Annotated in this window: 23 protein-coding genes; 8 read left to right on the top strand and 15 right to left on the bottom strand. The window is 70.8% G+C overall.

Going from position 1 to position 26003, the window contains the following annotated elements:
- Positions 1-17: 17 nt before the first annotated feature.
- Positions 18-4052 (bottom strand): hypothetical protein, encoded by a 4035-nt coding sequence (locus tag AB0M08_RS29275; RefSeq protein WP_364499926.1) that lies wholly within the window; start codon positions 4050-4052, stop codon positions 18-20.
- Between the two features lie 952 nt (positions 4053-5004).
- On the opposite strand from AB0M08_RS29275, the gene AB0M08_RS29270 reads away from it, so the two are divergent.
- Positions 5005-5514, top strand: coding sequence for an Lrp/AsnC family transcriptional regulator (locus AB0M08_RS29270; protein WP_364499923.1), 510 nt, complete (start codon positions 5005-5007; stop codon positions 5512-5514).
- Here AB0M08_RS29270 and AB0M08_RS29265 read toward each other — a convergent pair.
- The 8 genes from AB0M08_RS29265 to AB0M08_RS29230 are packed head-to-tail and all read right to left on the bottom strand — an operon-like array spanning position 5497 to position 12220.
- Positions 5497-5982, bottom strand: a complete 486-nt coding sequence (locus tag AB0M08_RS29265) for an Lrp/AsnC family transcriptional regulator (protein ID WP_364499920.1) — start codon at positions 5980-5982, stop codon at positions 5497-5499. The two genes, AB0M08_RS29270 and AB0M08_RS29265, sit on opposite strands and share 18 nt — an antisense overlap.
- Positions 5983-6037: 55 nt before the next feature.
- Entirely contained in the window at positions 6038-6772 is a 735-nt protein-coding gene (locus AB0M08_RS29260) for a 3-keto-5-aminohexanoate cleavage protein (protein WP_364499917.1), read from the bottom strand.
- On the bottom strand, positions 6769-7446 hold the full coding sequence (locus tag AB0M08_RS29255; RefSeq protein ID WP_364499914.1) for an RraA family protein: 678 nt from the start codon (positions 7444-7446) through the stop codon (positions 6769-6771). The genes AB0M08_RS29260 and AB0M08_RS29255 overlap by 4 nt, the downstream gene beginning before the upstream one ends.
- The gene (locus AB0M08_RS29250; protein ID WP_364499911.1) at positions 7443-8288 is read right to left on the bottom strand and encodes a carbon-nitrogen hydrolase family protein; all 846 of its coding nucleotides are present in this window, start codon (positions 8286-8288) and stop codon (positions 7443-7445) included. The genes AB0M08_RS29255 and AB0M08_RS29250 overlap by 4 nt, the downstream gene beginning before the upstream one ends.
- Positions 8285-9391 (bottom strand): ABC transporter ATP-binding protein, encoded by a 1107-nt coding sequence (locus AB0M08_RS29245; protein WP_364499908.1) that lies wholly within the window; start codon positions 9389-9391, stop codon positions 8285-8287. Before AB0M08_RS29245 ends, AB0M08_RS29250 begins: the two co-directional genes overlap by 4 nt.
- A gap of 33 nt (positions 9392-9424) precedes the next feature.
- Positions 9425-10519 carry a spermidine/putrescine ABC transporter substrate-binding protein gene (locus AB0M08_RS29240; RefSeq protein WP_364499905.1) on the bottom strand — a complete coding sequence of 365 codons (1095 nt, stop codon included), beginning with the start codon at positions 10517-10519 and terminating at the stop codon, positions 9425-9427.
- A gap of 25 nt (positions 10520-10544) precedes the next feature.
- Positions 10545-11315, bottom strand: coding sequence for an ABC transporter permease (locus AB0M08_RS29235; protein ID WP_364499902.1), 771 nt, complete (start codon positions 11313-11315; stop codon positions 10545-10547).
- Positions 11315-12220, bottom strand: coding sequence for an ABC transporter permease (locus tag AB0M08_RS29230; RefSeq protein WP_364499899.1), 906 nt, complete (start codon positions 12218-12220; stop codon positions 11315-11317). Before AB0M08_RS29230 ends, AB0M08_RS29235 begins: the two co-directional genes overlap by 1 nt.
- A 411-nt stretch (positions 12221-12631) precedes the next feature.
- Here AB0M08_RS29230 and AB0M08_RS29225 point away from each other — a divergent pair, with 411 nt between their 5' ends.
- The 3 genes from AB0M08_RS29225 to AB0M08_RS29215 all read left to right on the top strand — a co-directional run bounded on the left by AB0M08_RS29225 (position 12632) and on the right by AB0M08_RS29215 (position 16574).
- Positions 12632-14194 carry a methyl-accepting chemotaxis protein gene (locus tag AB0M08_RS29225; RefSeq protein WP_364499897.1) on the top strand — a complete coding sequence of 521 codons (1563 nt, stop codon included), beginning with the start codon at positions 12632-12634 and terminating at the stop codon, positions 14192-14194.
- A 114-nt stretch (positions 14195-14308) separates the two neighbouring features.
- Positions 14309-15286, top strand: coding sequence for a zinc-binding dehydrogenase (locus AB0M08_RS29220; protein ID WP_364499894.1), 978 nt, complete (start codon positions 14309-14311; stop codon positions 15284-15286).
- A gap of 115 nt (positions 15287-15401) precedes the next feature.
- Positions 15402-16574: an NAD(P)/FAD-dependent oxidoreductase gene (locus tag AB0M08_RS29215; RefSeq protein WP_364499892.1), complete on the top strand. Its 1173-nt coding sequence runs from the start codon at positions 15402-15404 to the stop codon at positions 16572-16574.
- Here AB0M08_RS29215 and AB0M08_RS29210 read toward each other — a convergent pair whose 3' ends face one another.
- The 4 genes from AB0M08_RS29210 to AB0M08_RS29195 form a co-directional block, all read right to left on the bottom strand.
- The gene (locus AB0M08_RS29210; RefSeq protein ID WP_364499889.1) at positions 16575-17261 is read right to left on the bottom strand and encodes a (2Fe-2S)-binding protein; all 687 of its coding nucleotides are present in this window, start codon (positions 17259-17261) and stop codon (positions 16575-16577) included.
- Between the two features lie 7 nt (positions 17262-17268).
- Positions 17269-17967, bottom strand: a complete 699-nt coding sequence (locus AB0M08_RS29205; RefSeq protein ID WP_364499886.1) for a creatininase family protein — start codon at positions 17965-17967, stop codon at positions 17269-17271.
- Positions 17964-18293, bottom strand: coding sequence for a PadR family transcriptional regulator (locus AB0M08_RS29200; protein ID WP_364499884.1), 330 nt, complete (start codon positions 18291-18293; stop codon positions 17964-17966). Before AB0M08_RS29200 ends, AB0M08_RS29205 begins: the two co-directional genes overlap by 4 nt.
- Positions 18294-18354: 61 nt before the next feature.
- The gene (locus AB0M08_RS29195) at positions 18355-19140 is read right to left on the bottom strand and encodes a metallophosphoesterase family protein (protein ID WP_364499881.1); all 786 of its coding nucleotides are present in this window, start codon (positions 19138-19140) and stop codon (positions 18355-18357) included.
- 130 nt (positions 19141-19270) lie between these two features.
- Here AB0M08_RS29195 and AB0M08_RS29190 point away from each other — a divergent pair, with 130 nt between their 5' ends.
- Together AB0M08_RS29190 and AB0M08_RS29185 are read left to right on the top strand one after the other, a co-directional pair.
- Positions 19271-20842 carry a serine/threonine-protein kinase gene (locus AB0M08_RS29190; protein ID WP_364499879.1) on the top strand — a complete coding sequence of 524 codons (1572 nt, stop codon included), beginning with the start codon at positions 19271-19273 and terminating at the stop codon, positions 20840-20842.
- A gap of 134 nt (positions 20843-20976) precedes the next feature.
- Positions 20977-21645 (top strand): hypothetical protein, encoded by a 669-nt coding sequence (locus AB0M08_RS29185; protein WP_364499876.1) that lies wholly within the window; start codon positions 20977-20979, stop codon positions 21643-21645.
- A 136-nt stretch (positions 21646-21781) separates the two neighbouring features.
- Here the strand turns inward: AB0M08_RS29185 and AB0M08_RS29180 are convergent, their stop codons facing one another.
- Positions 21782-22705 (bottom strand): superoxide dismutase, encoded by a 924-nt coding sequence (locus AB0M08_RS29180; RefSeq protein WP_364499873.1) that lies wholly within the window; start codon positions 22703-22705, stop codon positions 21782-21784.
- 169 nt (positions 22706-22874) lie between these two features.
- Here AB0M08_RS29180 and AB0M08_RS29175 point away from each other — a divergent pair, with 169 nt between their 5' ends.
- Positions 22875-23225, top strand: a complete 351-nt coding sequence (locus AB0M08_RS29175; protein WP_364499870.1) for a DUF1304 domain-containing protein — start codon at positions 22875-22877, stop codon at positions 23223-23225.
- Positions 23226-23249: 24 nt separating this feature from the next.
- Here AB0M08_RS29175 and AB0M08_RS29170 read toward each other — a convergent pair whose 3' ends face one another.
- Positions 23250-24044 carry an SDR family oxidoreductase gene (locus tag AB0M08_RS29170; RefSeq protein ID WP_364499868.1) on the bottom strand — a complete coding sequence of 265 codons (795 nt, stop codon included), beginning with the start codon at positions 24042-24044 and terminating at the stop codon, positions 23250-23252.
- Between the two features lie 117 nt (positions 24045-24161).
- Between AB0M08_RS29170 and AB0M08_RS29165 the strand changes: the two genes are divergently transcribed.
- The gene (locus tag AB0M08_RS29165; protein ID WP_364499865.1) at positions 24162-26000 is read left to right on the top strand and encodes a GGDEF domain-containing protein; all 1839 of its coding nucleotides are present in this window, start codon (positions 24162-24164) and stop codon (positions 25998-26000) included.
- Positions 26001-26003 lie beyond the last annotated feature (3 nt).

Below are 26003 nucleotides of genomic sequence, written 5' to 3'. Positions count from 1 at the left end.
GGCCGGGCATCGGTCCCTCAACGGGGGACCTCCCACACCCGCGCCGTCCCGTCATAGCCCAGCGAGACGAGATACCTACCCTCGTCCACGAACGTCAACTCGGCGACCGGTCCGACATGTCCGGTAAGCAGCTTCCGGTAGATTCCGGTCTGCCCGTCACGTATGCCGATCCCCTCCGGATTGACCGCTATGGCCAGCGATCGGCCATCCGCGGACGATGCCCATGGTCCTCCGTATCCGAGATTCGGGGATATCTGAAACAGGAGATGACTGGAACGGACGTCGTAATACTGGAATCGGCCGTTGTCCATGACCATCACCCTGTCGCCGGCCACCCAGCTCTGATAGTTCGAGGACCACGAATCTCCCAGAGATCCCAGGTCCCGGCCCGTCGCTGGATCCCACAGGTGCTGCAGGCCGTCCTCTCCGGAACCGATCAGGTGGTTCTCGTCGGGAGAGAAGGTCGGGTCGCTGGCGATGTCGATCGGTGTGGGACTCGCCCGGACCGGCCCTCCGGCGGACAGATTCCACACGGTCGTGAGCGGGGACGATCCGTCAGACGGCGGATCCGGCGTCGTGAGAAGCCACCGGCCGTTCGACGAGACCTGCGCCGAGCCGATCGGCATGTCCACCAGCTTCTCCGCGGTCGCCACATCCCACACGTGTACGCGCCGGCCGGTGCCGTCAGCACCGGTCAGCGACATGGCCACCAGACGGTCACCGAAAACCTCGAGGCTTCCGCCGTAGTAGCCGCCCCGTGTGGCTTGAGAGTCGCCGCCGAGCAGGTTCGGTGGCGCATCGATCGTGTTGAGCAGCCGACCGGACGCCGTGTCCCAGATACGGATCGTAACGTCGTCCTGCGAGATTCCGTTCGCCCCGCCGCTGGAAGCGATCACCCGGGTGCCGTCCTGGTCGAAGGTCCAGTTCTGGCCCTCCACCGGAGCCAGCCGTCCCACGCTCCGCCCGGTCGCCGGATTCCAGAGCCGCAGACCGTTCCCCTCGGTGACCGCGGCGAGCGTCCGGTCCGGACTCAGCGAGATCCTGGATATCGCGGCCGCCACCGGGGTATCCGCCGGGATCGCCGTGCCGGTCCTGGTGTCCCAGGCCCTCACGGGACCGCCCCGTTCGCTGACGAGGAGTACCGCGCCACCCGCCGCGGAGAGGAACGCGGCATCCGAGAACCGTCGCAGGAGGCGGTGGTTCCCGAGATCCCACAGCTCCATGGAGATCGTCGTGTCCCGGTCGTCGGGGTACGACACCGGCACCAGGAGCATCCGGTCCTCGCCGAGATACTCCACGCCACCGGGAAACCCGTTGACGATCCGTTCCCGGCTCTGCAGGTCCCACACCCACATCATCACCTGGAACAGCCCGTCGGCTTGCCGGCGGATCCCGGCACGGGCGTAGAAGCGGCTGTTCCCGTCGAAGCCCGGCGTGAGATCACCACCATCGGCGAGGAAGCTCGTGTAACTGGTGATGTCGTCCAGTTCCCCGGGCACCTCCTCGTCGAGGACGACGGACCCGTCGCCCCGATCCCAGACACGGACCCGTGAGCCGCCCGTTCCCACGATCCATCGCTCGTCCGGCGAGACCTCGATGTCGGACAGCCGGCTGCTCCCGGCGCCCCGCAGGACCAGCACCGCGCCGTCCGACGGCAGAGCGAGCAACGGCAGAGCGGACGCCGCGAGCACCGCCAGGACGCCGACGACCCACGACGCACGGGGATGACCGCTCAGCAGGCCGGCCACCCTGGACCGGCCGGCCTGCGGCGTGGCGCCCGATGCCGTGGGATTGGCGAGTTGGTCGTGCAGTCTGATGTGCCGGAACTGGTATCCACCCGACACCTGCCGGAGCACCTCTCGTTGCCGGGCGTCGGCGAGGAACTCGGCCAGGTGCCACGGCAGGTTTCCCTGTACCCGGGCGACCAACCGCACGATCTGGTACCGGAACCAGGCTCGGGACAGCAGCATGAGGACGCCCACGCTGAAACCCACCAGCAGGGCGACCCAGAGGACGGTGACGACGTCGCCGTACCCCCACCAGTCCTCGACGAACTCGGCCCGGGACACCAGCAGATCGGTCAGCGCGAAACCGCCGGGCCAGCCCGACCAACGGGTGAACACCCCCAGGACCACATCGCCGGCAGCGGTACCGAGAACGATGGCCGGGACCGTGCACACCGCCACCGTGAGGCCCGCGAGCAGCGATCCCACCACGGCGGACCTGCGGTCGTGCGCGATGGACTCGGTCGGGCTGGCCTGCGCGGCACGGGTCGGCGGCGCGTTCACCCAGTCATGAGCCGCGAGCGCGAGCCCGAGGACGACCCCGCAGGCCAGCGCGCCGAAGGTGCCCTCCAGGAAGCTCGCGGTCCGCTCCAGCGTCCACGAGTCGACCAGTCCGATGATGAGGGCGACGACCATCAGCCCGGCGGCGATGGGTACCACGGCCATGCGCAGGCCCAGGAGGAACCCGTGGCGCAGGCGGCTCAGTGATCCCGCCCGGGTGAAGGACAACCGGCCGGGTGGCCGGCCCGCGGAGATGAACCACAGGACCATCACCGCGAGGGCCACGATGCCACCGGTCACCGCCCCGGTACTGAGCCCGGTCACCAGGCTGTCGAAGCCGGACGAGGTCACCGAGACGAGAACCATGATCAGCGCACCCGCGCCGATGCCGAGCGCCGGCCCGGCCCACGGGGAGAGCAGCTGCTGGCCGAGTTGCCACCAGACCAGGTCACGCTGCTGCGTACGGTGCAGGTAGCGGGCGAGGAAGGTGAGCCACCGCTGGGCGTCGGCGCTCTGCCACGACCTGCCGGGAGACGGCGGTCCGGCCACGGCGTCGACGGGCGGAACCTCACCGACCTGCGGCGTCGGCGTGTACGCGGCCTCCACCACCCGGCTGACCAGCCGGTCCTCGACCTCGTGCCGGGAGAGCGGGCTGTCCGCCGTACCGAGAAGCTCACCCGGATCGCCACCGAGACGCTGGTAGACCAGACGGGCCAGGGACACCATGAGCGGGGTGGAGAGCGCCGACGAGGTCGGCCCTTCGGGCTGGGCGTCCATCGCCGTGAGGACCCGTTCCCACGAGGTGCCCTCCGGCCAGGGCAGGGCGGTGAGATATCTGCGGACGTCGGAGGGCGGCACCGGATGCACCTCGACGACGGGCACGCCGACCAGCCTCGGCGCGCCGCCGGCGATCAGCTCCTCGAATTCGACGGCACGGCAGGTCACGACGATCTGGCAACCGTCGCGGACAACGCGATTCAGGTACGCGGTGGCCTGCCGGCGCCCGGACTCGGCGATCTCGTCGAGCCCGTCGATCACCGGAAGGATCACCGGCGGTCGGCCCAGCTTCAGGTGTTCGTCGTGCCGCTTCATCAGCAGCAGCGGAATGCTCTCGTCGCCGTTGTAGTACGCCTCGGCGAGAGTCCGGGTGAGCCAGGGCGTGAACTCCTCGGAGATCGGATCCCACGACGAGGCGGGCACGAGAACCGGAACCGGATCGCCGGCCGACCTGATCCGGATCACCGCAAGCGTCAGCAGCAGTGCGAGCACGCTCTTCCCCGCGCCCGGCTGCCCGAGCACGACGACACTGCTGTCGCCGAGCTGGCGGAATCGGGCGGCGAGATCGCCGACGACGGCGTCGAAGTCCCCTTCGAGACGCCCGCGCAGACTCGAGCGTTGCACCAGACCACCGGTACCGGTCGACGGCGGCCTCGCCACCGCGGCCACCGGGCGGGTGGTCTCCGACCAGCTCAGCGCCAGCACCTGGGGGTCGCGGAGACGGCGGGCGGCGGCCTCGTCGTACCACTGACGGCCGACCGCGGAGGCCAGCTCCTCCATCTGCTGCTCGGAGGAGAGCACGTTGTCCGCGGGCTTACCGAAATCCGCGAACACCTGATAGATGAGCGTGACGACGGCCAGGATCAGAGCGACGTTCTCTCCCCAGTCGACGCTCCCGCGCATCCACTCGATCACGAACCAGGTCCCGGCCAGCACGGTGCAGACCGCGAGCGGAACCCTCACCCAGAGGCGCAGAGAACGCCGATTCATGGTCGTCACGATATGACCGCACTCCGCTGTGGAGACCGACACTCGGCCGACCGCAGCCGAGAAGCGACCGATCGGCCGAGATCGACACGCCGATCGAGTTACACGGGTCTATCGATGCGGACCCCGGGCCACGCCGACGCCGACCGTGTACCCACCACCTCAAGGCGACGGAACTTGCGCCGCCGTCATCCCACCAGACACGTCCACGGCCCGATTCTGATCCCCGCCGCGCGCCCGCGCCGACGACCAGAAGGGACCTCCGCACGCCGGCCGCCCGGTTTCCGCTCCCCGTCCGCGCCGCGGGTGGCGTCGGACCGGCACGTGCACACGAACGACGCCAGCCGGGCTGCGGGTGCACACGAACAGCGCAGGCCGGGCGACATGTGCACACGAACAGCGCAGGCCGGGCGGCGGGTGCACACGATCAAGCGGGTGCAGGGGCGGCGGGCGCACACCATCGATGATCGTGTGCGCGCGCAGCCCTCAGAGGGGCGCCGGAAGAACACGGGCACCGATGGCGGATCCCCGCCGTCCCAGCAAAGCATGATCGTGAACCCGGACCGCTTCCCCCGGTCGGGGTGGGCCCTGTTTGGCCGGGCTTGATCGACTTTTCATGATCAACCGCGGGGATGATCTTCGTGGCTGGTGTTCAGGGGTCTCTCGGGGCGCCTGAGACACCCCGGAGCGCCAGCCGACCGGCCGAGACACCCCGGAGCGCCAGCCGGACCGGCCAGGGCGCCCTGGATCGCCGGGTCGCCGCCCGCGGGGTGCCGCCCGGCGGTCCGCGAACGAACCCTGGCGGGTGGCGGCGGCGATCCGGGGGCGGGGAGTGTTCGGGCGGGCGCCCTGTCACGGGATCCGGCGTCCCGACCAGGTGGTTCAGGATGTGACCTGCGGGGTCAGCTCTGAGCGCCGGCCGTTGCGGAGGTGCCGGGATCGTAAGATCGTGATCATGGAACTTGAGGCCGTCGACGTGATCGACCGGAAGATCATCGATCAGCTGCGGATCGACGGGCGGCGGTCGTTCGGGGAGATCGGGCGGTATGTCGGGCTCTCCGAGGGGAGCGTGCGGTCGCGCTACAAGCGGCTGCTGAGCCTCGGCATCGTGCAGGTGGTCGGCATGCCGAACGCCACGCGGATGGGCTTCCTGGAGGCGCACCTGTCGATCCGGGTGCGCGGGGCGACGCTCGCCAGCGTGGCCACCGCCCTGGCCGAGATGCCCGAGGTGAAGCTGGTGGGTGCGTGCATCGGCAGCTTCGACCTGATCGCCGACGTCCAGTTCAGGACGCATGCCGAACTTTCGGCGTTCCTGTCCGAAAAGGTACGCCGGATCCCCGGTATCGAGACGATCGAGACGGCGACCACGCTCGACGTCGTGAAGGACACCTACCTGTGGGCCGGGTTCCGCGACCCGGTCAGCCGCCCGACGCGGCCGTACCCGCCGTCAGGGTCCACCGCCTGATCCGGCCGACCTGTCGCCCACCGGGTTGCGCAGGCCGGACCACGAGTAGTCCTTGTAGAGCCGGGTCAGCACGTACTGGTCGATGGTGGCCACCCCGGGCGTCCGGCGCAGCTCGTCGAGCAGGTCGGTGAGCTGGCTCAGGTCACGGGCGGTCGCCTCGAGGTAGATGTCGTGTGAGCCGGAGACCAGCTCGACGCGGCCGACCGAGGGCAGGTCGAGCAGGCTCCCCGCCACGGCACGCGGGGTGAGCGCGCGTACGGTCAGCAGCAGCCGTACCGACTGGTGGCCCAGGGTGAGGGGGTTGCACAGGGCGACGATGCGCATGGTGCCGTCGGCGGTGAGCCGGTGCACCCGGGCACGCACCGTCGCCTCGGAGACCCCGATCATGGTGGCCATCTCGGTGAAGGTGCGCCGCCCGTCCTCGCCGAGCAACTCGACGAGGCGCCGGTCGATCTCGTCGACTGCCATGTCCCCATCCTCCACCGGCTCCCGGTCCGCGTGATCACGAACCGGTGGCGGGGGGTCAGATCCCCGATTCGATGCGGCGGGCCAGCGCCACCATCGCCGTGTTGTCCGGTGCCGGCGTGCCGTCCTCCAGCAGCAGCATGTCCTCGTAGCCCACCCGGGTCTCGCAGCCGTCCTCGAACGCCGCCCGCACCACCGGCCAGGCCGTGACCTCGTACCCGTGGTAGAGGATCGGCGCGGTGACGCCCGCCGCGCGCACCTGGGCGGCGATCAGCCGGCACATGGCGACCGCCTCGTCCGGGTCCTCGACCTCGGGCTCGATGAGGATCCGTACGTTGTGGTGCAGGGTCGGCGAGGCGAGCAGGGCCGGCACGTCCGCGGGGGACCACACCGCCGACTCCAGGATCATGCCCTTGGCCAGCACCAGCTCGGCGGCCTCGGCGGCGCCCTCCTCGCAGAAGGCGACGCTGGCGAAGTCCGGCAGCGCCCCGGCCGGCCACGCCTCGACCAGCTTCATCCGCTCGATGTGACCGGAGCAGGTCCACAGGCCGGTGGTGGTGCCCAGCACGACGGACGGGTCCGCGGCCTTCACCGCGCGCACCATGGCCTCGATGTCGTCGGGGTGGATCGTCTGACCGCCGTCGGCGGTACGGGCGTGGGCGTGCACGACGTCGGCACCGGCCCGGACCGCCGCGATCGCGGCCCCGGCGATCTCGGCGGGCGTGATCGGCACGGCCGGGTTCTCCGCGTAGCCGCGGCCGCCGTTGACGGCCGCCTTGAGCAGAACGGTCATCGCCGTGCCTCCAGGATCCGGTTGACCGCCTCGGTGGCGCCGGTCAGGTCGCCCAGCCGCTCGCCGCCGCGGACCTGGCGTACCAGATCCGGTTCTTCGGCGTCGTCCTCCAGCGCGACGTCGACGATGCTCTCGAGTACGGCCGGGGCGGCGACGAAGACGCCGTTGCGATCGGCCAGCACCACGTCGCCCGGGTTCACCACGACACCGCCGACGCTCACCGGCACGTGCACTCCCCCGGCGTCCAGGTGCAGCAGCTTGGTGGTGAGCACGCTGCGGCCACGGGCGTACACCGGCAGCCCGAGCGGCTCGACCTCGTCGATGTCGGTCATCACCCCGTCGATGATCACGCCGGCCGCGCCCCGGGCGTGCAGGACCTCGGCGAGCACCTCGCCCACCGGCGCGTGCCGGGTGTCGCCGCCCATGTCGACGACGAAGACGTCGCCGGGCTCGCAGTACCCGGCGGCATGGTGCAGCAGGGTGGAGTCCTGGCCGGTGAGCCGGACCGTGATCGCCCTGCCGACGACCCGGTTCGTGCCGCACTGGCGCTGGATGCCGGGCTCCACGAAGCCCTCCTCCAGGTAGTGGCCGATGGTCGGGAAGGACACCTTCGTCAGCTTCGCGACCAGCTCGTCCGAGAGGCTCGCGGGCGGGGTGCCGATGGTCAGGGTCATGCGGGTTCCTTCGTAGAAGAGGCGGGGATCTCGACGCTCACCCGGAGCCGCCGGTTGGCCAGGGCGGGCAGCGCCTCGCGCACCTCGGCGGTGCGGTCCAGCGAGATCTGGACCAGGGCGAGCCCGGTCCGCACCGGGCCGAGCCCGGCCCGCACCACGCCGAGCGGGTCGACCGCCAGGCTGTGGCCGATGCACTCGGGCGAGCTGGTGCCGGAGGCCAGGACCCAGCAGGTGTTCTCGATCGCCCGGGCGCGTACCAGGGTGGTCCAGTGGTCCTCCTTGGCCGGGCCGGCGACCCAGGCGGCGGAGACGCTGAGCACGTCGGCGCCCCGGTCGACCAGGTCGCGGGCGAGCTCCGGGAAGCGGAGGTCGTAGCAGTTGATCAGGCCGATCGCGACGCCCTCGACCATCACCACGGGCGGCAGGTCCGCCCCCGGCACGACGTAGTCCGACTCTCGGTAGCTGAACGCGTCGTACAGGTGGACCTTGCGGTAGGTGGTGACCACCTCGCCGCGCGGGTTCAGCACGACGAGCGTGTTGTACGGCCGCTCCTGCCCGCTGGGCTCGTAGCCGCCCGCGATCAGCCAGGTCCGGTGCTCGACGGCGAGCTCGGAGAGCCGGGTGACGAAGAGCGGCCACTCCCGGGCCACCACGTCGGCGACCGGCTCGCCCTTCACCTCGCCCGCGGTCAGCATGGCCTCCTCGGGCAGCACCACGAGCCGGGCCCCGGCCGTGCCGGCCTCGGCGACCAGGCCGGCGATCACCGCGCGGTTGGCCGCCGCGTCGGTGGTCGGTGCCATCTGGGCGACGGCGGTGAGCAGGGACGGGTTGCCGGGCGTCATGCGGGGGATCCGATCAGCGGGGAGGCGGTTTCGTCGGCGGGCAGTACGCGCCCGGCGGCGGCGGGCCAGGCGGCCCAGACCCGGCCGCCCTCGGGCAGCCCGGCCAGCGCGGTGGACGTCTCGCCGCTGGGTACCCGCACGGTCAGCTCGGTCTCGCCGGCCTTCACGTGGTAGGTCCACTCGTCGCCGAGGAAGACCCGCTCGGCGATGACGCCGGCGAAGCCGCCCTCGATGGGCTGGTCGCTGAGCGTCATGCGTTCCGGGCGGACGGCCACCACGACCCGCGCGCCGTCGGCGGTGCCGTCCGGCAGGGTGGCCGGCACGGCGCCGAGGCCGGGCACCACCACCCGGCCGGACTCGACCACCGCGTCGATCAGGTTGCAGCTGCCGATGAAACCGGCGACGAAGCGGGAGGTCGGCGCGTCGTAGATCTCGATGGGCGAGGCGACCTGCAGTACGCGGCCCCGGCTCATGACCGCGATCCGGTCACTCATGGTCAGGGCCTCCTCCTGGTCGTGGGTCACGTAGATGAACGTGATGCCCACCTCCCGCTGGAGGCGCTTGAGCTCGAACTGCATCTCCTTGCGCAGCTTCTGGTCGAGGGCGCCGAGCGGCTCGTCGAGCAGCACCACGGCGGGCCGGCCCACCACGGCGCGGGCCAGCGCGACCCGCTGGCGCTGGCCGCCGGAGAGCTCGGCCGGCTTGCGCGCCGCGAACTCCTCCATCCGGACCAGGGCCAGCGCCTCCCGCACCCGGGTGTCGAGTTCGGCCTTCGCGGTCTTGCGGACCCGCAGTTCGAAGGCGACGTTCTCGTACACGGAGAGGTGCGGGAAGAGCGCGTAGCTCTGGAAGAGCATGTTCAGATCCCGCTCCCGGGTGGACACCCGGTCGACCGTCTTGCCGTCCAGCTCCACGGAGCCGCCGGTCGGGGTCTCGAAGCCGGTGATCATCCGCATCAGCGTGGTCTTCCCGCAGCCCGAGGGGCCGAGGATGCTGAAGAACTCGTTGCGGCCGATCTCCAGGTCGAGGGGCTCGACCACCAGGTTGCTGCCGAAGGACTTGGTGATCCCGCGGAGCCGGACGGCGGGCGTCTGGGTCGTCATGTGCTTCCCGTTCTGCGAAGGCGAAGGGGTGACTCAGGAGGCGGAGATCTTGGTCCAGCCGTCCTGGTAGTAGGTCAGTGCCGTACCGGGGTCGACGATGAACTCGGCCTTGGCCAGGTCGGCGTCGGACGGGTAGACCGCCGGGCTCTCGGCCAGCGAGGTGTTCTTGATGTCGCTCAGCGCGGCGGCGTTCGCGGTGGCCAGCGAGCCGTCGTCGGTGAGCAGCGCGGCGACCTCGGGCTTGAGCGTGTAGTTCAGCCACTGGTAGGCCGCGGTCTGGTTCTTCGTGCCGTTCACGATCGAGAACGAGTCGGTCCAGAGCGTGCCGCCCTCGGACGGCATGATGAAGTGCACGTCCGCGTTGTTCGCGACGGCCTTCGCGGCCGTGGTGCCGCTGTACGACTCGGCGATGCAGGCGTCGCCGGAACCGACCAGGTCGGCGTAGTTGTCGCTGTTGTACCCGGCCAGCAGCGGCTTCTGCGCGAGCAGCTTGGTGGTGGCCTTCTCGATGTCCGCCTGCGCCGTGGTGGTGGCGGAGAGGCCCTGCACCTGCAGCCCCGCGATGTACGCGGAGAGCATGTTGTTCAGCATGTACATCTTGCCCTTGTACTTGCTGTCCCACATGTCGGCCCAGCCGGTGATCGCCCCGCCGGTGCACTTCTCGTTGTAGAGGATGCCGGTGGTGCCCCAGGCCCAGGGGAGGCTGTGCGCGTTGTCCGCGTCGAAGCTCGGGTTCACGAACTTCGTGTTCAGGTTGTCGAAGCCGGTGAGCTTGGTCTTGTCGATGGTGTCGAGCAGGTTGCGCTGCACCATCAGCTGCACCGCGTACTGGCTGGGCTCGACGATGTCGTACCCCGAGGTGCCGGTGGCCAGCTTCGAGATCATCGTCTCGTTGCTGTCGAAGGTGTCGACCGTGACCTTGATCCCGGTCTCCTTCTCGAAGCCGCTGATCACCGAATCCGGGATCTCGCCGGCCCAGGCGTAGACGGCCAGGGTCTTGTTGCCGCCCTCGTCGCTGGAGGTGGAGCCCGAGGAGGAGGACGTGGAGGAGGAGGACGAGCCGCAGGCGCCCATGGCCAGCAGGGACGTCGCGGTCAGACCGACGGCGAGCAGTGCCTTTATCTTCACGGTGGAGCCTTTCACTCAGGGGGGTTCAGGCCAGGATCCGGCGCATCTGCCGGACACCGACCAGGACGATCACGGCGAGGGTGAAGAGCACGAGCAGGGTGCCGAGCGCGTTGAGCTCCGGCGTGAGGCCGGTACGCAGCGACGAGTAGATCCGCAGCGGGAGCGTGGTCGTGCCGACCCCGGAGGTGAAGGTCGAGATCACGATGTTGGAGAACGAGGTGGTGAAGCTGAGCAGGAAGGCGGCGAGCACGCTGGGGCGCAGCAGCGGGAAGAGGACCCGGCGGAAGATCACCCAGCCGTTCGCCCCGAGGTCGGTCGCGGCCTCGGAGAGGCTCGGGTCGAGCGAGGTCATCGCGCCCATCTGCACCAGCGTGGCCAGCGGCAGGGTGATCACGACGTGGCCGAGCACCAGGGTGAGCAGGCCGTTCGGGATGCCGGCCCGGCTGAAGATCTCCAGCAGCGAGACGCCCAGGACGATCTCCGGCACGATCAGCGGGATCATGATCGCGCCGAGGAAGAACGCCCGGCCCTTCACCCGGTAGCGGGCCAGGGCGAACGCGGTCAGGAATCCGATCGCGGTCGCGACCAGCGAGGCCAGGACGCCGACCACCGCACTGGTACGCAGCGTCTCCAGCAGCCGGTCGTCGTGGAACAGCTCGGCGTACCAGTGGGTGGTGACCCCGGTGTAGCGGTAGCTGACCTCGGAGGCGTTGAAGCTGTAGACCACGACCGCGACGATCGGGATGTAGAGGAAGACGAAGGCGATGCGGCAGAACCAGGCGACGAAGCGGTCCATCAGACGGCCCTCCGGTTCGAGCGGGTCGCGATGAGCCGGAGCACGCCGGTGATCAGGGCGACGGAGACGAGCATGAGCACCAGCACGACCATCGACATGGCCGCGCCCATCGGCTCGTTCCGGAACTCGGTGAAGAGCGTGACGATGAGGTTGCCCACCAGCGGGTCCTTTCCGCCGCCGAGCAGGACCGGGATGACGAAGACGCCGAGCGTGGGGACGAAGGTCAGCATCACCGAGGAGCCGATGCCGGTGGCCGAGAGCGGGATGAAGATCCGCCGGTGCGTCTGCCACCAGCCGGCCCCGAGGTCGGCGGCGGCCTCCCGCAGCGACGGGTCGATCGCCCGCATCGAGGCGTAGATCGGGAAGACCGCCACCGGCAGGAACGCGTAGAGCAGTGACATGATCACCGCGGTCTGCGAGGGGACCAGCGACGAGGCGCCGAACCCCAGGGCCCGGGCGATCTTCACGTACGGTCCACCGGAACCGAGCAGCGTGATCCAGGCGAACGTGCGGACCAGGAAGTCGGTGAGGAACGGGATGATCACGAGCATCAGCAGCACCGGTTGGCGCCGGGCCGGCCGGGTCGCGATGTAGTAGGCGAGCAGATAGCCGACGACCAGGCAGACCGCCGCGTTCAGGGCGGCGAGCCCGAGGCTGTAGCCCATCGTCTTGGCGTAGACCGGGTCGAACAGTTTGGCGTAGTTGGCCCAGGTGAAGCCGCCCATGTCGCCGCCGAGCAGCGGGTCGCTGAGCGCGAAGCTCTCCCGGGCGATGAACGCCATCGGCACGATCACGAGGAGCACGATCACGGCGACGGCGGGGAGCAGCAGGAGATACCCGAGCAGGGCACCCCGGGCGGGTACCCGTACCCCTGAGCCGGATGCCGGCGCGGTGGTCACGCTCATCGAGGGATCTGTCCTTTCCCGTGATTCCTTCAGCCCGTGGTTACGAGATGCCTAATCGTGCGTGAATCCCGGGATCCGCGACATGCCTCGGGGCGACGGAACGCGTCGTATACGGGTTTCTCATTAGCGCGATTCGCAGTGTGTGGCCCGTCACTAACGTTCCTATACGGCTTCTGAGCTGCATCGATACTGTTCCCGAGATTCGAGGGGGAGGTTTCGGCAGCCGTTGGGCGCCGCACGGCGAACAGAATTTCGTCCCCTGCCGTCCTTTTTCAGCTCCGAGCAGAGCAACCCGGAAAAGCATGCTTAAGCCCTGGGCATCCCTGGTCGATCAGATCGCAGAGGAGACTCCTCGGGCTTTCAGATCGGATACGTGTGATGACGCCATCGTCCGGATCGCGGTCGCTGAGCATGCGAGGCAGCTTGCTGGCGACCGCCGCTGTGGGGCTGGTCGCGGCCATCGTGCTCGGTGCGGTGAGCATGATGCGCATGAGCACGATCGCGGATCGCGCCGACGCGATATATCAGAAGGCGCTGCTGCCGCTGAGCACGATCCAGGAGATCGAACAGACCATCTGGCACTCGCGGTGGGCCGGGCTCTCCCAGTCGACCTCCACCGACACCGCCAAGGCGGCCGAGTACGGCGAGATCGCGAGCGAACAGATCGACCTGGTCGCCACCCGGATCAGCGAGTACCAGGCGATGCCGGTCACCACGGCCGAGCAGACGTCGATGGCGGAGTTCGCGACGACCTGGCAGAGCTACCTGACCGCGCGGGACGAAGCGACTGCGCTGAAGAAGGCTGGCAAGCTCACCGAGTGGCAGAACTACCGGACCAACACCCTCAACCCGCTCATCGCCACCGCGATCGACCAGCTCTCCGCGCTCAAGACCCAGTCGCAGAGCCGGGCGGCGACGGCCGCGGCGGCCGCGACGTCCGCTGCCCGGCAGGCACGCATCCTGACCGGCGCGATCCTCGGCGTCGGCGTGCTGCTCGCCACCGGGTTCTCCATCGTGATCGCCCGGCGCCTGACGAAGCGCCTGCACACCCTGGACGAGGTGATCACCGCGATGGCCGCGGGCGACCTGCGCGAACGGACCGCGGACCGGGCCGGCGACGAGATCGGCCGGATGTCCCGGTCGGTGCAGGAGTCCGCCGAGCACATGCGGACCACGGTACGAGCGCTCGCCGACGCCAGTTCCCGGCTCGCGAGCCGCTCCGCGGAGTTGCAGCAGGCCAGCCAGGCCCTCTCCGGGCACACCGAGGTGTCGTCGACCCGGATCGAGGCGATCGACATGGCCGCCGGGGAGGTCACCTCGGGCGTCACGGCGGTCGCCGGTGGCGCCGAGGAGATGGGCGCGGCGATCCGGGAGATCGCGATCAGCGCCACCGAGGCCGCCCAGGTCGCGTCGGAGGCCGTCGAGGTGGCCACCAAGGCCGAGGAGATCATGGTCAAGCTCGGCAACTCGTCCGCCGAGATCGGGGACGTGGTCAAGGTGATCACCACGATCGCCGAGCAGACCAACCTGCTCGCGCTCAACGCGACCATCGAGGCCGCCCGCGCCGGTGAGACCGGCAAGGGTTTCGCGGTCGTCGCCGGTGAGGTCAAGGACCTGGCCCAGGAGACCGCCAAGGCGACCGAGGAGATCAGCCGGCGGATCGAGGCCATTCAGGCCGACACCCGTACGGCGGTCAGCTCCATCTCCGGCATCGGGCAGGTGATCGGCCGGATCAACGACTACCAGAACACCATCGCGTCGGCCGTCGAGGAGCAGAGCGCCACCACGAGCGGTATGACCGCCGACCTGAACCGCGCGGCGGGCGGCACCGCCGAGATCAGCGGCCAGCTCAGCGAGGTCGTCCAGGTCACCTCGGCGACCCGGACGGCGGCGCAGGCCACCCAGGTCACCGCGACCGACCTGTCGCAGATCTCCGACGAACTGCGTACCGCGGTCGCCACCTTCCAGCTCTGAGCGACCCCGCACCGGGGTACGAGAGCCCTGATTACGCCCGATCCTGGAGAGGGGCCGGGACGCAGGGTCTAGCGTTGGTTGTTCACCTAACCGGAACTGAGGGCTGTCGAGACTATGCGTGCCGTGATTCACCACGAGTTCGGGGAACCAACTGATGTACTCGTCGTCGAGGAGGTACCCACCCCGGAACCCGGGGCGGGAGAGGTGCGGGTGCGAACCCTGCTGGCAGCGATCCACAACCACGATCTGTGGACGGTGCGGGGCACATACGGGTACAAGCCCGAGCTTCCCGCCCGCGCCGGAACCGAGGCCGTCGGGATCGTGGACGCGGTCGGAGCGGGCGCGGGCGGGCTCACGGTCGGGCAGCGCGTCGTCGCGGCCAGCGTGTTCGGGGTGTGGGCCGAGTACTTCACCGCGCCGGCCGCCCAGCTCATCCCGATCCCGGAGGGCATCCCCGACGAGGCTGCGGCGCAACTGGTCGCCATGCCGTTCTCCGCGATCAGCCTGCTGGACTCGCTCGGGCTGAAGTCCGGTGACTGGATCGCCGAGAACGCCGCCAACGGAGCCGTCGGGCGGATGCTCGCGCAGCTCGCGAAGGCGCGCGGGATCAACGTGGTCGGGCTGGTCCGCCGGGCCGACGGCATCAAGGAGCTCGCGGCCCACGGCGTCGGCGACATCGTGGCCACGGACGACGACGACTGGCGTTCCCGGGTCGAGGAGATCACCGGTGGCGCGCCGATCGCGGTCGGCGTGGAGTCGGTCGGTGGGGCGGCGGCCGGGGATCTGCTCTCGCTGCTCGCGCAGGACGCGACCATGGTGGTGTTCGGCGCGATGGCCTCGCCGATGATGCAGCTCAGCTCGGGCGCCGTGATCTTCAAGAACATCACCGTGAAGGGGTTCTGGGGCAGCCAGGTCAGCAAGAACATGGCCGCGGAGGACCGCAAGCGGCTGATGGTCGAGCTGATCTCCCGGGTCACCGACGGGACGCTGACGCTGCCGGTCGACGCGATCCACCCGCTCGACGAGGTCCGTGCGGCCAGCGCCGCGAACTTCACACCCGGCCGCAACGGCAAGATCCTGCTGAAACCCTGATCGCTGTCATCGGGCTGGAACGACGTACCAGCCGGATGACAGGGATGTGTCAGCGGACTCGGCGAGTCTCTGTGCGGCCCGGGTGAACGGCCCGGGCCGGACAGGGGGAACCACCATGCGTACGCCAGTCACGATCATCGGTGCCGGACTCGCCGGTCTCACCCTCGCCCGGGTGCTGCACGTGCACGGGATCCCGGCGACCGTGTACGAGGCGGAGTCCTCGCCGGGCGCCCGGTCGCAGGGCGGGATGCTCGACATCCACGACTACAACGGACAGCTCGCCGTCGAGGCCGCCGGGCTGATGCCCGAGTTCCGGGAGCTGGTCCTTCCGGGGCGGCAGGCGCTCCGGGTCCTGCGGCGCGACGGCGGCGTGCTGCTCGAGAAGGCGGACGACGGCACCGGCGGGCGGCCCGAGGTGCAGCGCGGCGAGCTGCGGCAGATGCTGCTCGACGCGCTGCCCGAGGGCACGGTCCGCTGGGGACACCGGGTCAGCGGCGTCGAGGCGCTCGGCGACGGGCGGTACCGGGTGAACTTCACCGGCGAGCCCAGCAAGCCCGGCAAGCCCGGCCAGCCCAGCAGGCCCGGCAAGCCCGGCGTGGTCACCGAGCTGCTGGTCGGCGCGGACGGCGCCTGGTCGCGGGTCCGGCCGCTGCTCTCCGCCGCGTCACCGGAGTACGCCGGCGAGTCGTACGTGGAGACCTACCTCCACGACGCCGACGTGCGCCACCCCGCCGCGGCGAAGGCGGTCGGCGGCGGTTCGCTGATGGTCCCCGAGGCGGGCGGGACGATCGGCGCGCACCGCGAGCGCGGCGCGACCCTGCACACCTACGTGATCCTGCCCCGCCCGCAGGAGTGGTTCGCGGCGGTCGACTTCACCGATCCGGCCGCGGCCGCGGTACGGATCGCGCTGGAGTTCGAGGGCTGGGCGCCGGAGCTGACCGAGCTGATCACCGGCGCGGACACTCCCCCGGTGCTGCGGCCGATCTTCGCGCTGCCGGACGGCCACCGCTGGGACCGGGCGCCCGGCGTGACGCTGGTCGGCGACGCCGCGCACCTGCGGGTCCCGGACGGCGAGGGCGCCAACAACGCGATGCTGGACGGTGCCGAGCTCGCTCAGGCGCTGGCCGCTCACCCCGGCGACGTCGAGGCGGCGCTGACCGCTTTCGAGGAGGGCATGTTCGCCCGGATGGCCGAGCCGTCCGATCACGCCGAGTTGCTCCGGTCCTTCTACGGCGACGAGAACCCGCCCGAGCGCATCGCGGAGTTCTTCGGGACGGCCGGCGACTAGTCACCGGGAGCGCTGGTTCAGCACACAGTCGCCGCAGGTGCCGCCGCCCGGGATCCGATAGTAGAGGCAGCAGTTGCGGCGCCGCAGAACCCACTGCTCCCGGCCCGGATCCGGCCGGGTCAGATCGGCCATCCCGCGCAGCGGACCCGCGTGCAGCGCCGCGTCGACGATCCCGGCGGCGCGCGCGGCATGCTCCGGAGCCGCCCGCGCGATCATGCCGGACGCCCCGCCCAGCGCCGACGCCACATTCCCCCAGAGCACCTGCGGGGAGAGCCGGTACCTCTCCTGGAACACGGTCAGAATCGGTCCGACCAGGTCCACGATCGGGAGCTCCGCACAGAGATCAAGACCGCTTTCGGCGTACGCCATGGGCAGCGGCCCGCCGGGCACCGGCCGCCACCACAGGCGCTCGACGGTGACCGGCGGCAGCGCACCGCCGGTCACCAGGGCACCGAGCAGCGGGGAGAGCAGCCGCGACGCCAGCCCGAGGAAGGTGATCGACGCGACCGGCCGTTCACCGATCTCGTCCCTGGTCAGGCCGGACATCCCGGCCAGGACCGACCGGGAGTGCTCGACCCGCTCGGCCACCACCACCGGATCGAGCAGGTCGGTGAGGGGACGCCAGGACGGGTCGCCGTCGTACGGTTCCCAGACGAAGTAGGGACCGAAGCGCTCCAGGGCATCCACCCCCGCATCATCCCAGTGCGTCGAGGTGCTCGCGGAAACCCGCCACCAGGCTGTCGAGCAGCAGCCGCCCCTTCTCCGCGGTGCCGGCCGTGGGCAGCCCGATCACCCCGGACCCGGTGTACGCGCCCAGCCCGTGCACCAGCAGCAGCCGCCGGTCGCCGCCGAGGTGATCGGCGGCCCCCGGCCGTACCGCAGCGGGGTTGACGTGCAGGAGGAGCGAGACTTCCAGCTCCCCCGCGTGCATGTCGTCGTGACCGGTGCTGCCCATCCCGGCGGCCTGCCGCGCGGCGGTCCAGTCCTCCCGCGCCGGGAAGAGCGTCATCACCGGACCGCCGACGTTGGCCTCCTGCACGATGTTGGCGAGCACGTAGTTCCCGCCGTGCCCGTTGACCAGCGCGAGGCGGTCCACCCCGGATCGGCGCAGCGAGGCGAGCACGTCGGTGACCACCGCGGTCAGCGTGGTGTGGCTGATGCTGACCGTTCCCGGCCAGCCGGCGTGCTCGTGCGAGCAGGAGATCGTCACCGGCGGGAGCAGGAGCAGGTCGTACGCGGCGGCCACCCGCCCGGCGATCGCGCAGGCCACCAGGGTGTCGGTGGCCAGCGGCAGGTGATCGCCGTGCTGCTCGAAGCTCCCGATCGGCAGCACGGCCACCCGGGCACCGCGACGCCGCTCGTCCCCGCTGGTCGTGGCGGGCAGGACGCTCACGCCGCACCGCCCGCCAGGCCGGGCCGCATGCTCAGCTGCCGGTCGGCCGTGGCCGCCCGCCGTCGCAGTCGCTCGGCCTCCCCGGCGAGCGCGGCGGCTCCCGCGTCGCTGAGCCGGTAGTAGCGGCGCAGCCGCCCGTCGACCGGTTCCTCCCGGTCGACGGCGATCAGTCCCTGCTGGTCGAGCCGGTCGAGCGCGCCGTAGAGCGTGCCGGACCGCAGCTTCACCTGCCCCTCGGAGAGCCCGTCGACGGCCTGGATGATGCCGTACCCATGGAGTGGCCGCGCGGCGAGCGCGGCCAGGATCAGAAACGTCGGCTCCTGCATGAACCGAGACAGTACGGCGCCCTACATATGTCATCAACCGTCATATGCATCGGATCGATGCTCACGCGCGGTGGTACTTCCGGGCACGGGGGTCGTCCATGTCGCCGCGATAGACGCCGTGGCGCAGTTCGGAGATGTAGCCGGGGAGCTCCGGCATGGCCATCGCGGTGGCGACGGCGATCTCCGCCTCCACGTCGTACGGGACGCGGATGAACTGGACCGCGAACGAGGCCGGGTCCGGGGAGCCGAGGACGCCCTCGAGAATCACGTAGACCGGGGTGGCGTCGTCCATCGCGTTGCCGACGCTGCCGGTGTTGAAGAGCACCCGGCCGCCGTTGCCGACCTCGTAGAACGGGTCGTGCGTGTCCCCGTAGCCGACGATCGTGGGCGCCGGCCCGTCCCCGGTCGCCGGGGTGTTGGCGAACATCCCGAGGAACTCGCGCTCGTCGTGGTCGAACCGGACCCGGGTGTGCACGCTGGTCGCCGAGGCGTGGAAGAGCCGCACGTGCCGGCCGCTGAGCAGGAAGTCGTGGCAGAACGGCAGCTCGCGCAGCCACTTCCCCTGGCCCTCGCCGAGCTGCGCCAGCCACCAGGCGAGCCCCTCCGAGTCGTACTCGCGGTCCGGGTTCGGCAGGAAGTCGTCCCAGTTGCCCTGGACGTTGACCTCGCAGCGCTCCCGGCACACGTCGATCACCTCGCGGCCGCGCGGCCCCTTGCCCACGTAGTCGCCGAGATTGAAGATCCGCCGGATGCCCCGGGCGGCGATGTCGGCGAGCACCGCCTCCAGCGCCGTCAGATTGCCGTGCACGTCGGAGATGACCGCGATGCGATCGAGGGTTCGGCTCACCGTCCGATTTTAGGTTCCTTTCCGGTACGGGCTCCGCAGGCGCGGTCCACGGGTGACCCGCCCCGCACGATGGAGTGACAGGCGTGAGTAGACTCCCGGGCGGCGTGGCGGACAGCGGAGGACAACACAGATGAGCATGCCGCTGCGGCCGGGCGATCCCCGCAGCCTGGGCCGGTTCGAGCTCCTCGGGCGCCTCGGCGAGGGCGGGATGGGCAGCGTCTTCCTCGGCCGCGGGCCGGACGGGCGGAACGTCGCGATCAAGACGGTCCGGCCGGAGTACGCGCACGAGCCGGAGTTCCGCGGCCGGTTCCGCAGCGAGGTGAACCGGGCCCGTCAGGTGCCGCCGTTCTCCACCGCCGAGGTGCTGGACGCCGACCCGGACCACGAGCCGCCGTACCTGGTCGTCGAGTATGTGGACGGCCCCAGCCTGGCCGCCGAGATCCGGGAGAACGGGCCGCTCGCCGGTGCCGCACTGCACGGTGTGGCGGTCGGCATCGCGACGGCGCTGACCGCGATCCACGGCACCGGGGTGATCCACCGCGACCTCAAACCGGGCAACGTGCTCTTCGCCCGGGGCGGCATCAAGGTGATCGATTTCGGTATCGCGCGGGCGTTCGAGGCGACCAGCCAGCACACCCGCACCGATCAGATGGTCGGCACGGTCGCCTACATGGCCCCGGAGCGGTTCGACCCGTCGTACGGCGACCCGGTCAGCCCGGCGGCGGACATCTTCGCGTGGGGCGCGGTGGTGGCCTACGCGGCGACCGGGCGGACCCCGTTCGCCGGGGACAACGCGTCGGCGACGGCGATCCGGATCCTCACCCAGCCGCCGGATCTCACCGGCGTGCCGGAGTCGCTGCGGCCGGCCGTCGAGCGCGCCCTCGCCAAGGCGCCGGCCGAGCGCCCCACCGCCCGGGAGATCCTGGACTCGCTGCTGGCCGGGGGCCTCCCCGCCGCGACGCCGACCGCCTCGGTCCCCGGCCTCGCAGCCCCGGCTCTCGCCGTACGATCCGGAAGAAGCGGGAAGCGAGCCGCCCTGGCCGCCGCCCTCGTGGTGTTGCTCGGCGTCGCCGGAATCGGCGGCCTGCACCTGTACCACCAGCTCAGCACGCCCGCGGCGGCCCCCTTCGACGAGGGCGCGGTGCCCACCGCCTCCGCCTCGGTCGCGCCCACCGTGGCGGTCTCGTCGGCCGCACCCGCCGGCTCCGCCGCACCCGGCTCGACGCTGTCGCCGAGCGAGCGGAACGCGGCGATCCTGCGCGGGAGCCGTAAGACGCTGATCCACGTGGCCGAGATCGATCGGGACCTGGCGCTGGACGTCGAGGACTCCGAGGTCCGGGCCGGCGACGGCACCGGGCTCAAGTCCGAGTTCGCGCTGGACCCGCTCGGGGTCGACTACCTGATCCGCTCGCTGCGCGACCCGGACGAGGAGGACGGGGACTGCCTCGGCGTGAAGATCGTCCTGGACGAGACCGCGCGCCTGGTCCCGACCGAGTGCGCGGCGACCGAGGCGACGCTCTTCTCGCTGCTCCCGGTCGGCGCGAAGGACGACAAGAACCGGCCGACCTACTATCTCTACAACGAGAAGTGGGGCTACGTGCAGTGGAGCGACGAGCTGAAGGTCATCTTCGTCGAGGTGATCGGCGACGCCCCACCGGCCTCCACGTTCAGCTTCGTCGACCGGGGCGACTACCCCGGCTGACAATGGTCACGATCGGGTGACAGCCGACCCGGCTCCCACAGCCCGGTCGTGACTGGTCACTGTGGATTTCCGGGCCCGTCGCACGAGGAAAACCGGGCGGAGCACGGCGGCCACCCTGCCCTAGGGTGCCGGGCATGCACACCGGGGGAATCACACGCCGTCATCTGGTCGCCGGGGCACTCGCCCTGGCCCTGGCCGCCTGCACACCCGCCGCGGGCCAGGAGCCGTCGGCGGCACCGTCACCCCCGCCGCGTTACTTCGGCCTGGACCACTACGGCAACCTCACCCTGATGATGTCCGAGCAGGAGGCCCTGGCCACCGGCGACCTGCAGCCCACCCCGGTCGCCACGCTCCTGGGACGCAACGTCTACTCGTTCACCGGCGGCCCGACCCCGGACGCCAGCCGGATGGCCGCCGACACGAAGATCGAGAAGGACGTGGCGGAAGCGGAGAGCGGTGCCTTCGGCGACTCGTCGCAGGGCACCGCGGACGCGGCCCGGGTGTACGCGGCGTCGGCCTCCCGGGTCGCCGCCCGGATGCTGGAATTCCAGTCCTCCGGCGGCGCCAGCTACCTGGACGGCGCGCTGGACACGATCGCGGCCCCGCCCGGCGCGGTGACCGAGGCGGGCATCCATCGCGGTTCGACGCTGACCGAGGTCCAGACGGCGTACGCGGCCAAGGGCCTGACGCAGACCTCCGCGACCCTCTACGAGGTCCCGGTGCCGGGCCGCGCCGGGTGGGTGCTGCTGCTGACGTTCGGGAAGGACACGGTCACGTACATGTCCCTCGGCAAGGCCGGCTGATCACCTCCGGCGGCCTTCACCGGCCGATCACGGCGAGGCACTGCCCCCGCACCCGCACCCGCACCCGCACCCGCACCCGGTCAATCGTGCGCACCCACCGCCCGCGCCGCACCGTTCGTGCGCACCCACCGCCCGGTCAGGGCTTCGGGAGGGCGATCACGTTGTATGGGACGTCGTCGGCGATCGTCGTGGTCAGCTTGCCGTTGACGATGTAGAGGTGGTCGCGGAACGAGGCCAGCGTGGTCGGGACCGTGAAGGCGTCCGTGGTCACCGTCGTGACCAGGGTGCCCGCGGTGCCGGCGCGGTTCAGGGTGAAGACCTCGAGAGCATTGGTGCGATTCTGTACGACGTAGAGCGTGCGCCCCTCCAGCAGCAGGCCGTCGCCGTTGATCACCGTGGCGTCGCCCAGGTCGACCGGGGTCGCCGCGCCGGTCGCCGGGTCCACCCGGAAGAGCCCGCCGGTGTTGGTCTGCACGACCAGCAGGGCGCGGCCGTCCGGGGTCGCGGTGATGCCGTTCAGGTTGACCACGCCGGCGGTGATGGTCAAACCGGTCAGCGGGAGCGCCTCGACGGTGGTGGCGAGTGTCCCGTCGGCCGCGATCGGAAGCTTGTAGAGAGCCGCGTTGCGCGAATCGGTGAACCACGCCGCGCCCGGTACCAGGACCACGTCGTTGATCATCGAGACGCCGGCCTCGGTGAGCCGGTACCCGGCCAGCAGCGCGCCGGTGCGGACGTCGACGACCTGGATGTCGCCGCCGGTGCCGCCGGCCACGAACGCCCGGCCCCGGCAGTCGATCTTCAGGCCGTCGGACGGGGTCCCGGGACCGGTGTAGATCACCTCGCCGGCGCCGGTGGCCAGGTCGGCCCGGTACAGGTCGCCGTTGCGCCGGGAGGCCAGGTACGCATACCCGCCGTCGATCGCGATCCCCTCCGGCGCGAACCCGTCCGGCAGGTCGATCACGTCGGGGTACGCCGCGGCCGCCCGGGCAGCGGTGCCGTCGGCCAGCGTCGCGGCGGCGGGGATCAGGGCGGACAGGGCGAGCACGGCACGACGGCGCATCGACAGCTCCTCGGTGGACTGATCTCAACCTCGTCGATGTTTTCCCGCACCCTCATCAATGTCAACAATTCTGCTGACAACAAGACTCCCGTGCGGCCGCCGCCCCTCGCCGAGGCGGGGCGGCGGACCTGGGTGCCGATCGGCCGGGGCGGGGCGTTAGCCTGCCGGGATGATGATCGTGGCGGATGTTCTCGTGGGGCTCGTGGCGCTGATCCACGTGTACATCCTGGTGCTGGAGATGGTTCTGTGGACCAAGCCGCAGGGGCGCAAGGCGTTCGGGCTGACGCCGGAGTTCGCCGAGCAGACCAAGGTGCTCGGGCTCAACCAGGGGCTCTACAACGGGTTCCTCGCGGCCGGACTGATCTGGGGGCTGGTCGACGGGGTCGCGCCGACGGTGTTCTTCCTGGTCTGTGTCGCGATCGCCGGTGTCGTCGGGGCGATCACCGCGAGCCGCCGGATCCTCTACGTGCAGACCGTCCCGGCCGTCCTGGCCCTGCTCGCGGTGATCATCGCGAACTGAGCGGATCATCGCGAACTGAGCGGATCAGCGGGACAGGTCGTGCCGGCGGTGCACGAGCTTCTCGAGCATGCCGGACGGGCCCAGCCGGCGCAGCGCGAACACGAACGGGGCGTTGCTGCCGACCGCGTAGCGCTGGCGGGGGCGGTCCGCCTCGATCGCCCGCACGATGGTCGCGGCGACCCGTTCGGCGGTGATGCCGGCCGCCTCGTTCCGGTCCAGGGCCGCGATCATCGTGTCGAAGTCGGCCCGGTGCGGCGAGTCCGCGGCCACGTACTTCGTACGTCGGGAACTGATTCCGGTGTTGATCGAACCGGGTTCGACGGTGGTGAACCAGACCCCGAACGGCGAGTTCTCGTGCCGGGCGCCGTTCGCGAAACCCTTGATCGCGGCCTTGGTGGCGACGTACGAGGAGCGGTAGGCGAGCGGGAACGACGCGAGCATCGAGCCGACCATCACCACCCGGCCGTACCCGCGGGAGCGCATGCCGGGCAGGGCCAGCTGGGCCAGGCGGACCGGGCCGAGCACGTTCACCTGGAAGAGGCGGCGCAACGCCTCCATCGGTAGCTCCTCCAGGGGACCCGACTGGCTCTCCCCCGCGTTGTTGACGAGCACGTCGACCTCGGCGATCCGGCCGGCCAGCGCCTCGATGGAGGCGTCCGACGTCAGGTCCAGAGGCAGGAACTCGACCCCGTCGGTGCTGGTCACGGACTCGGGATCACGACATGTTCCGAGTACGCGGTAACCACGGCCGGCGAGTGCGGCCGCCGTGGCCCTGCCGATGCCGGACGATGCTCCGGTGACCAACGCGGTGCGATTCACGCGAGCACGATACCCGCCCGACTCCCATCGACGTCCTACAATGACTGCTCGGCGGATCAGGAGTCTCGCAGCGGGTTGAGCCGCAGAATTCCCGGCGACCGGCCGATGGGGGACGAGATGCGGAGGCCAGGGCGCGCGTTCACCACCGGTGGGTGGGTGCTGTCCGCGTGCGCGCTGATCGGGATGGCCGTCTTCGACCATCAGGCGGCACGCCTGTACGCCGTACTGATGATGGCGGGTACCTGTGCCGGCGCGGCGCTGCACACGGCGTACGCGATGAGGAGCAACGGCCGGGAGCGGCGCCTCTGGGCCCTCACCGCGACCGCGCTGGCCTTCTGGGGCTATGCCGAGGTCTCGGTCGGCGTCAGCGCGGTGATCCACGGGGTGGCGCCGGGGCGGACGGTGATCGCCAACCTGGTCAATCTCGGCTCGCTGGTCCTCGCCGTCGTCGCGATGCTCGCCATCCCCACCGCGCCGCGGACCGCCGCCGGACGGCTCCGCATGATCCTCGACGGCGTGGTGGCGACGTCCGCGCTGCTCGGCGTGGTCTGGGCGCTCGCGCTGGCCCCGATGATCCGCCTGGAGGGTGCCCGCAACGCGATCTTCGACCTGGCCTACCCGGTGCTCGCCGTCGGGGTGCTCGCGGTCGCCGTGATCGTGTACACCGGGCAGGCCGGCGCGCTGCGCGGCGGGGCGATGCGAGCGATCACCGGCGGCGTGCTGCTGGTCTCGCTGACCCTGCTGGTCGAGGTGATCGGGCAGGTCGCGGGCGTGACGTGGCTGCGGCCGGTGGTGCTGGACGGGTACGTGAGCTCGGCGTGGCTGCTCGCGGTGGCGCCGCTGCACGAGCTGCCGCGCGAGACCGAGCGCGAATGGCGCCCGGCCGGGCTGGCCGCGGACCTGATCCCGTACGTCCCGGTGGTGGCGCTGCTCGCGGTCTGCGTGACGATGACCTCGCCGCTGGTCTGGTTCGGCTCGCTCACCGTGACGGCGCTGATGGCCCGGCAGTTCGTGGCGCTGCGGCGCAACGCGGCGCTGGCCCGGGACCTCGCCGACCAGGCGGTGCACGATCCGCTGACCGGGCTGCCGAACCGGGCGCTCTTCGCCGACACGCTGCGGACGGCGGGACCGCGCTCGATCCTGCTGATGATCGACCTGGACGGCTTCAAGGCGGTCAACGACACGCTCGGTCACGCCGCCGGCGACCACCTGCTGATCGTCATCGGCCAACGGCTCTCCGCGGTCGCCGGGCCGTCCGCCCTCGTCGCGCGGCTCGGCGGGGACGAGTTCGCGGTGCTGCTGCACGGCCGCTCGGTCGACGAGGCCTCGGTGCTGGCGTCGGCGGTGCTGGCGGCCTGCGCGGAGCCGGTCGAGATCGACGGGCGGACGGCCGTGGTCGGGGCGAGTGTCGGGCTGGCGCGCGGAGATTCTCTGGCCCACCACGCCGACCTAGCCCTCTATCAGGCAAAACAGCAGGGGAAGAGCTGCTATCGGTGGTTCGGGGAGGAGTTGGTGGCGGCGTCCCGGGCGCGGGCCGAGCTGGTGGCCGAGCTGTCGGCGGGGCGGTTCGAGCTGGAGTTCTCCCCGGCGGGCGAGGCGCGGCTCCGGTGGCGCGACCTGGGGCACGAGGAGATCCTGGAGGCCGCCGCCGAGGCCGGGCTGCTGACCGATATCGAGCAGGCGATGCTGACGGCCGCCCTGTCCCGGCACCCGGGTGACACGGTGATCGTCCCGCTCTCGACGGACTTCCTGACCGGGCACGGCGTCGTCCTCTCCCGCGCCCTGGCCGCCCATCCCGTCCCCGTGTTGATCAAGGTGAGCGAGGTCACCGCACCGGTTCTGCACACGTTGCGCCTGGCCGGGGCCCGGGTGCTGCTCGACGGGTACGGCGAGATCCCGCTCGGCACCCGAATCGCCGACCCGCAGCCCTCGGATTCTTGCGCGCCTACTTCATGATCA

Source organism: Actinoplanes sp. NPDC051851 (genome assembly GCF_040681165.1).
Taxonomy (GTDB): domain Bacteria; phylum Actinomycetota; class Actinomycetes; order Mycobacteriales; family Micromonosporaceae; genus Actinoplanes.
This window is presented reverse-complemented; position numbering and strand designations above follow the sequence as displayed.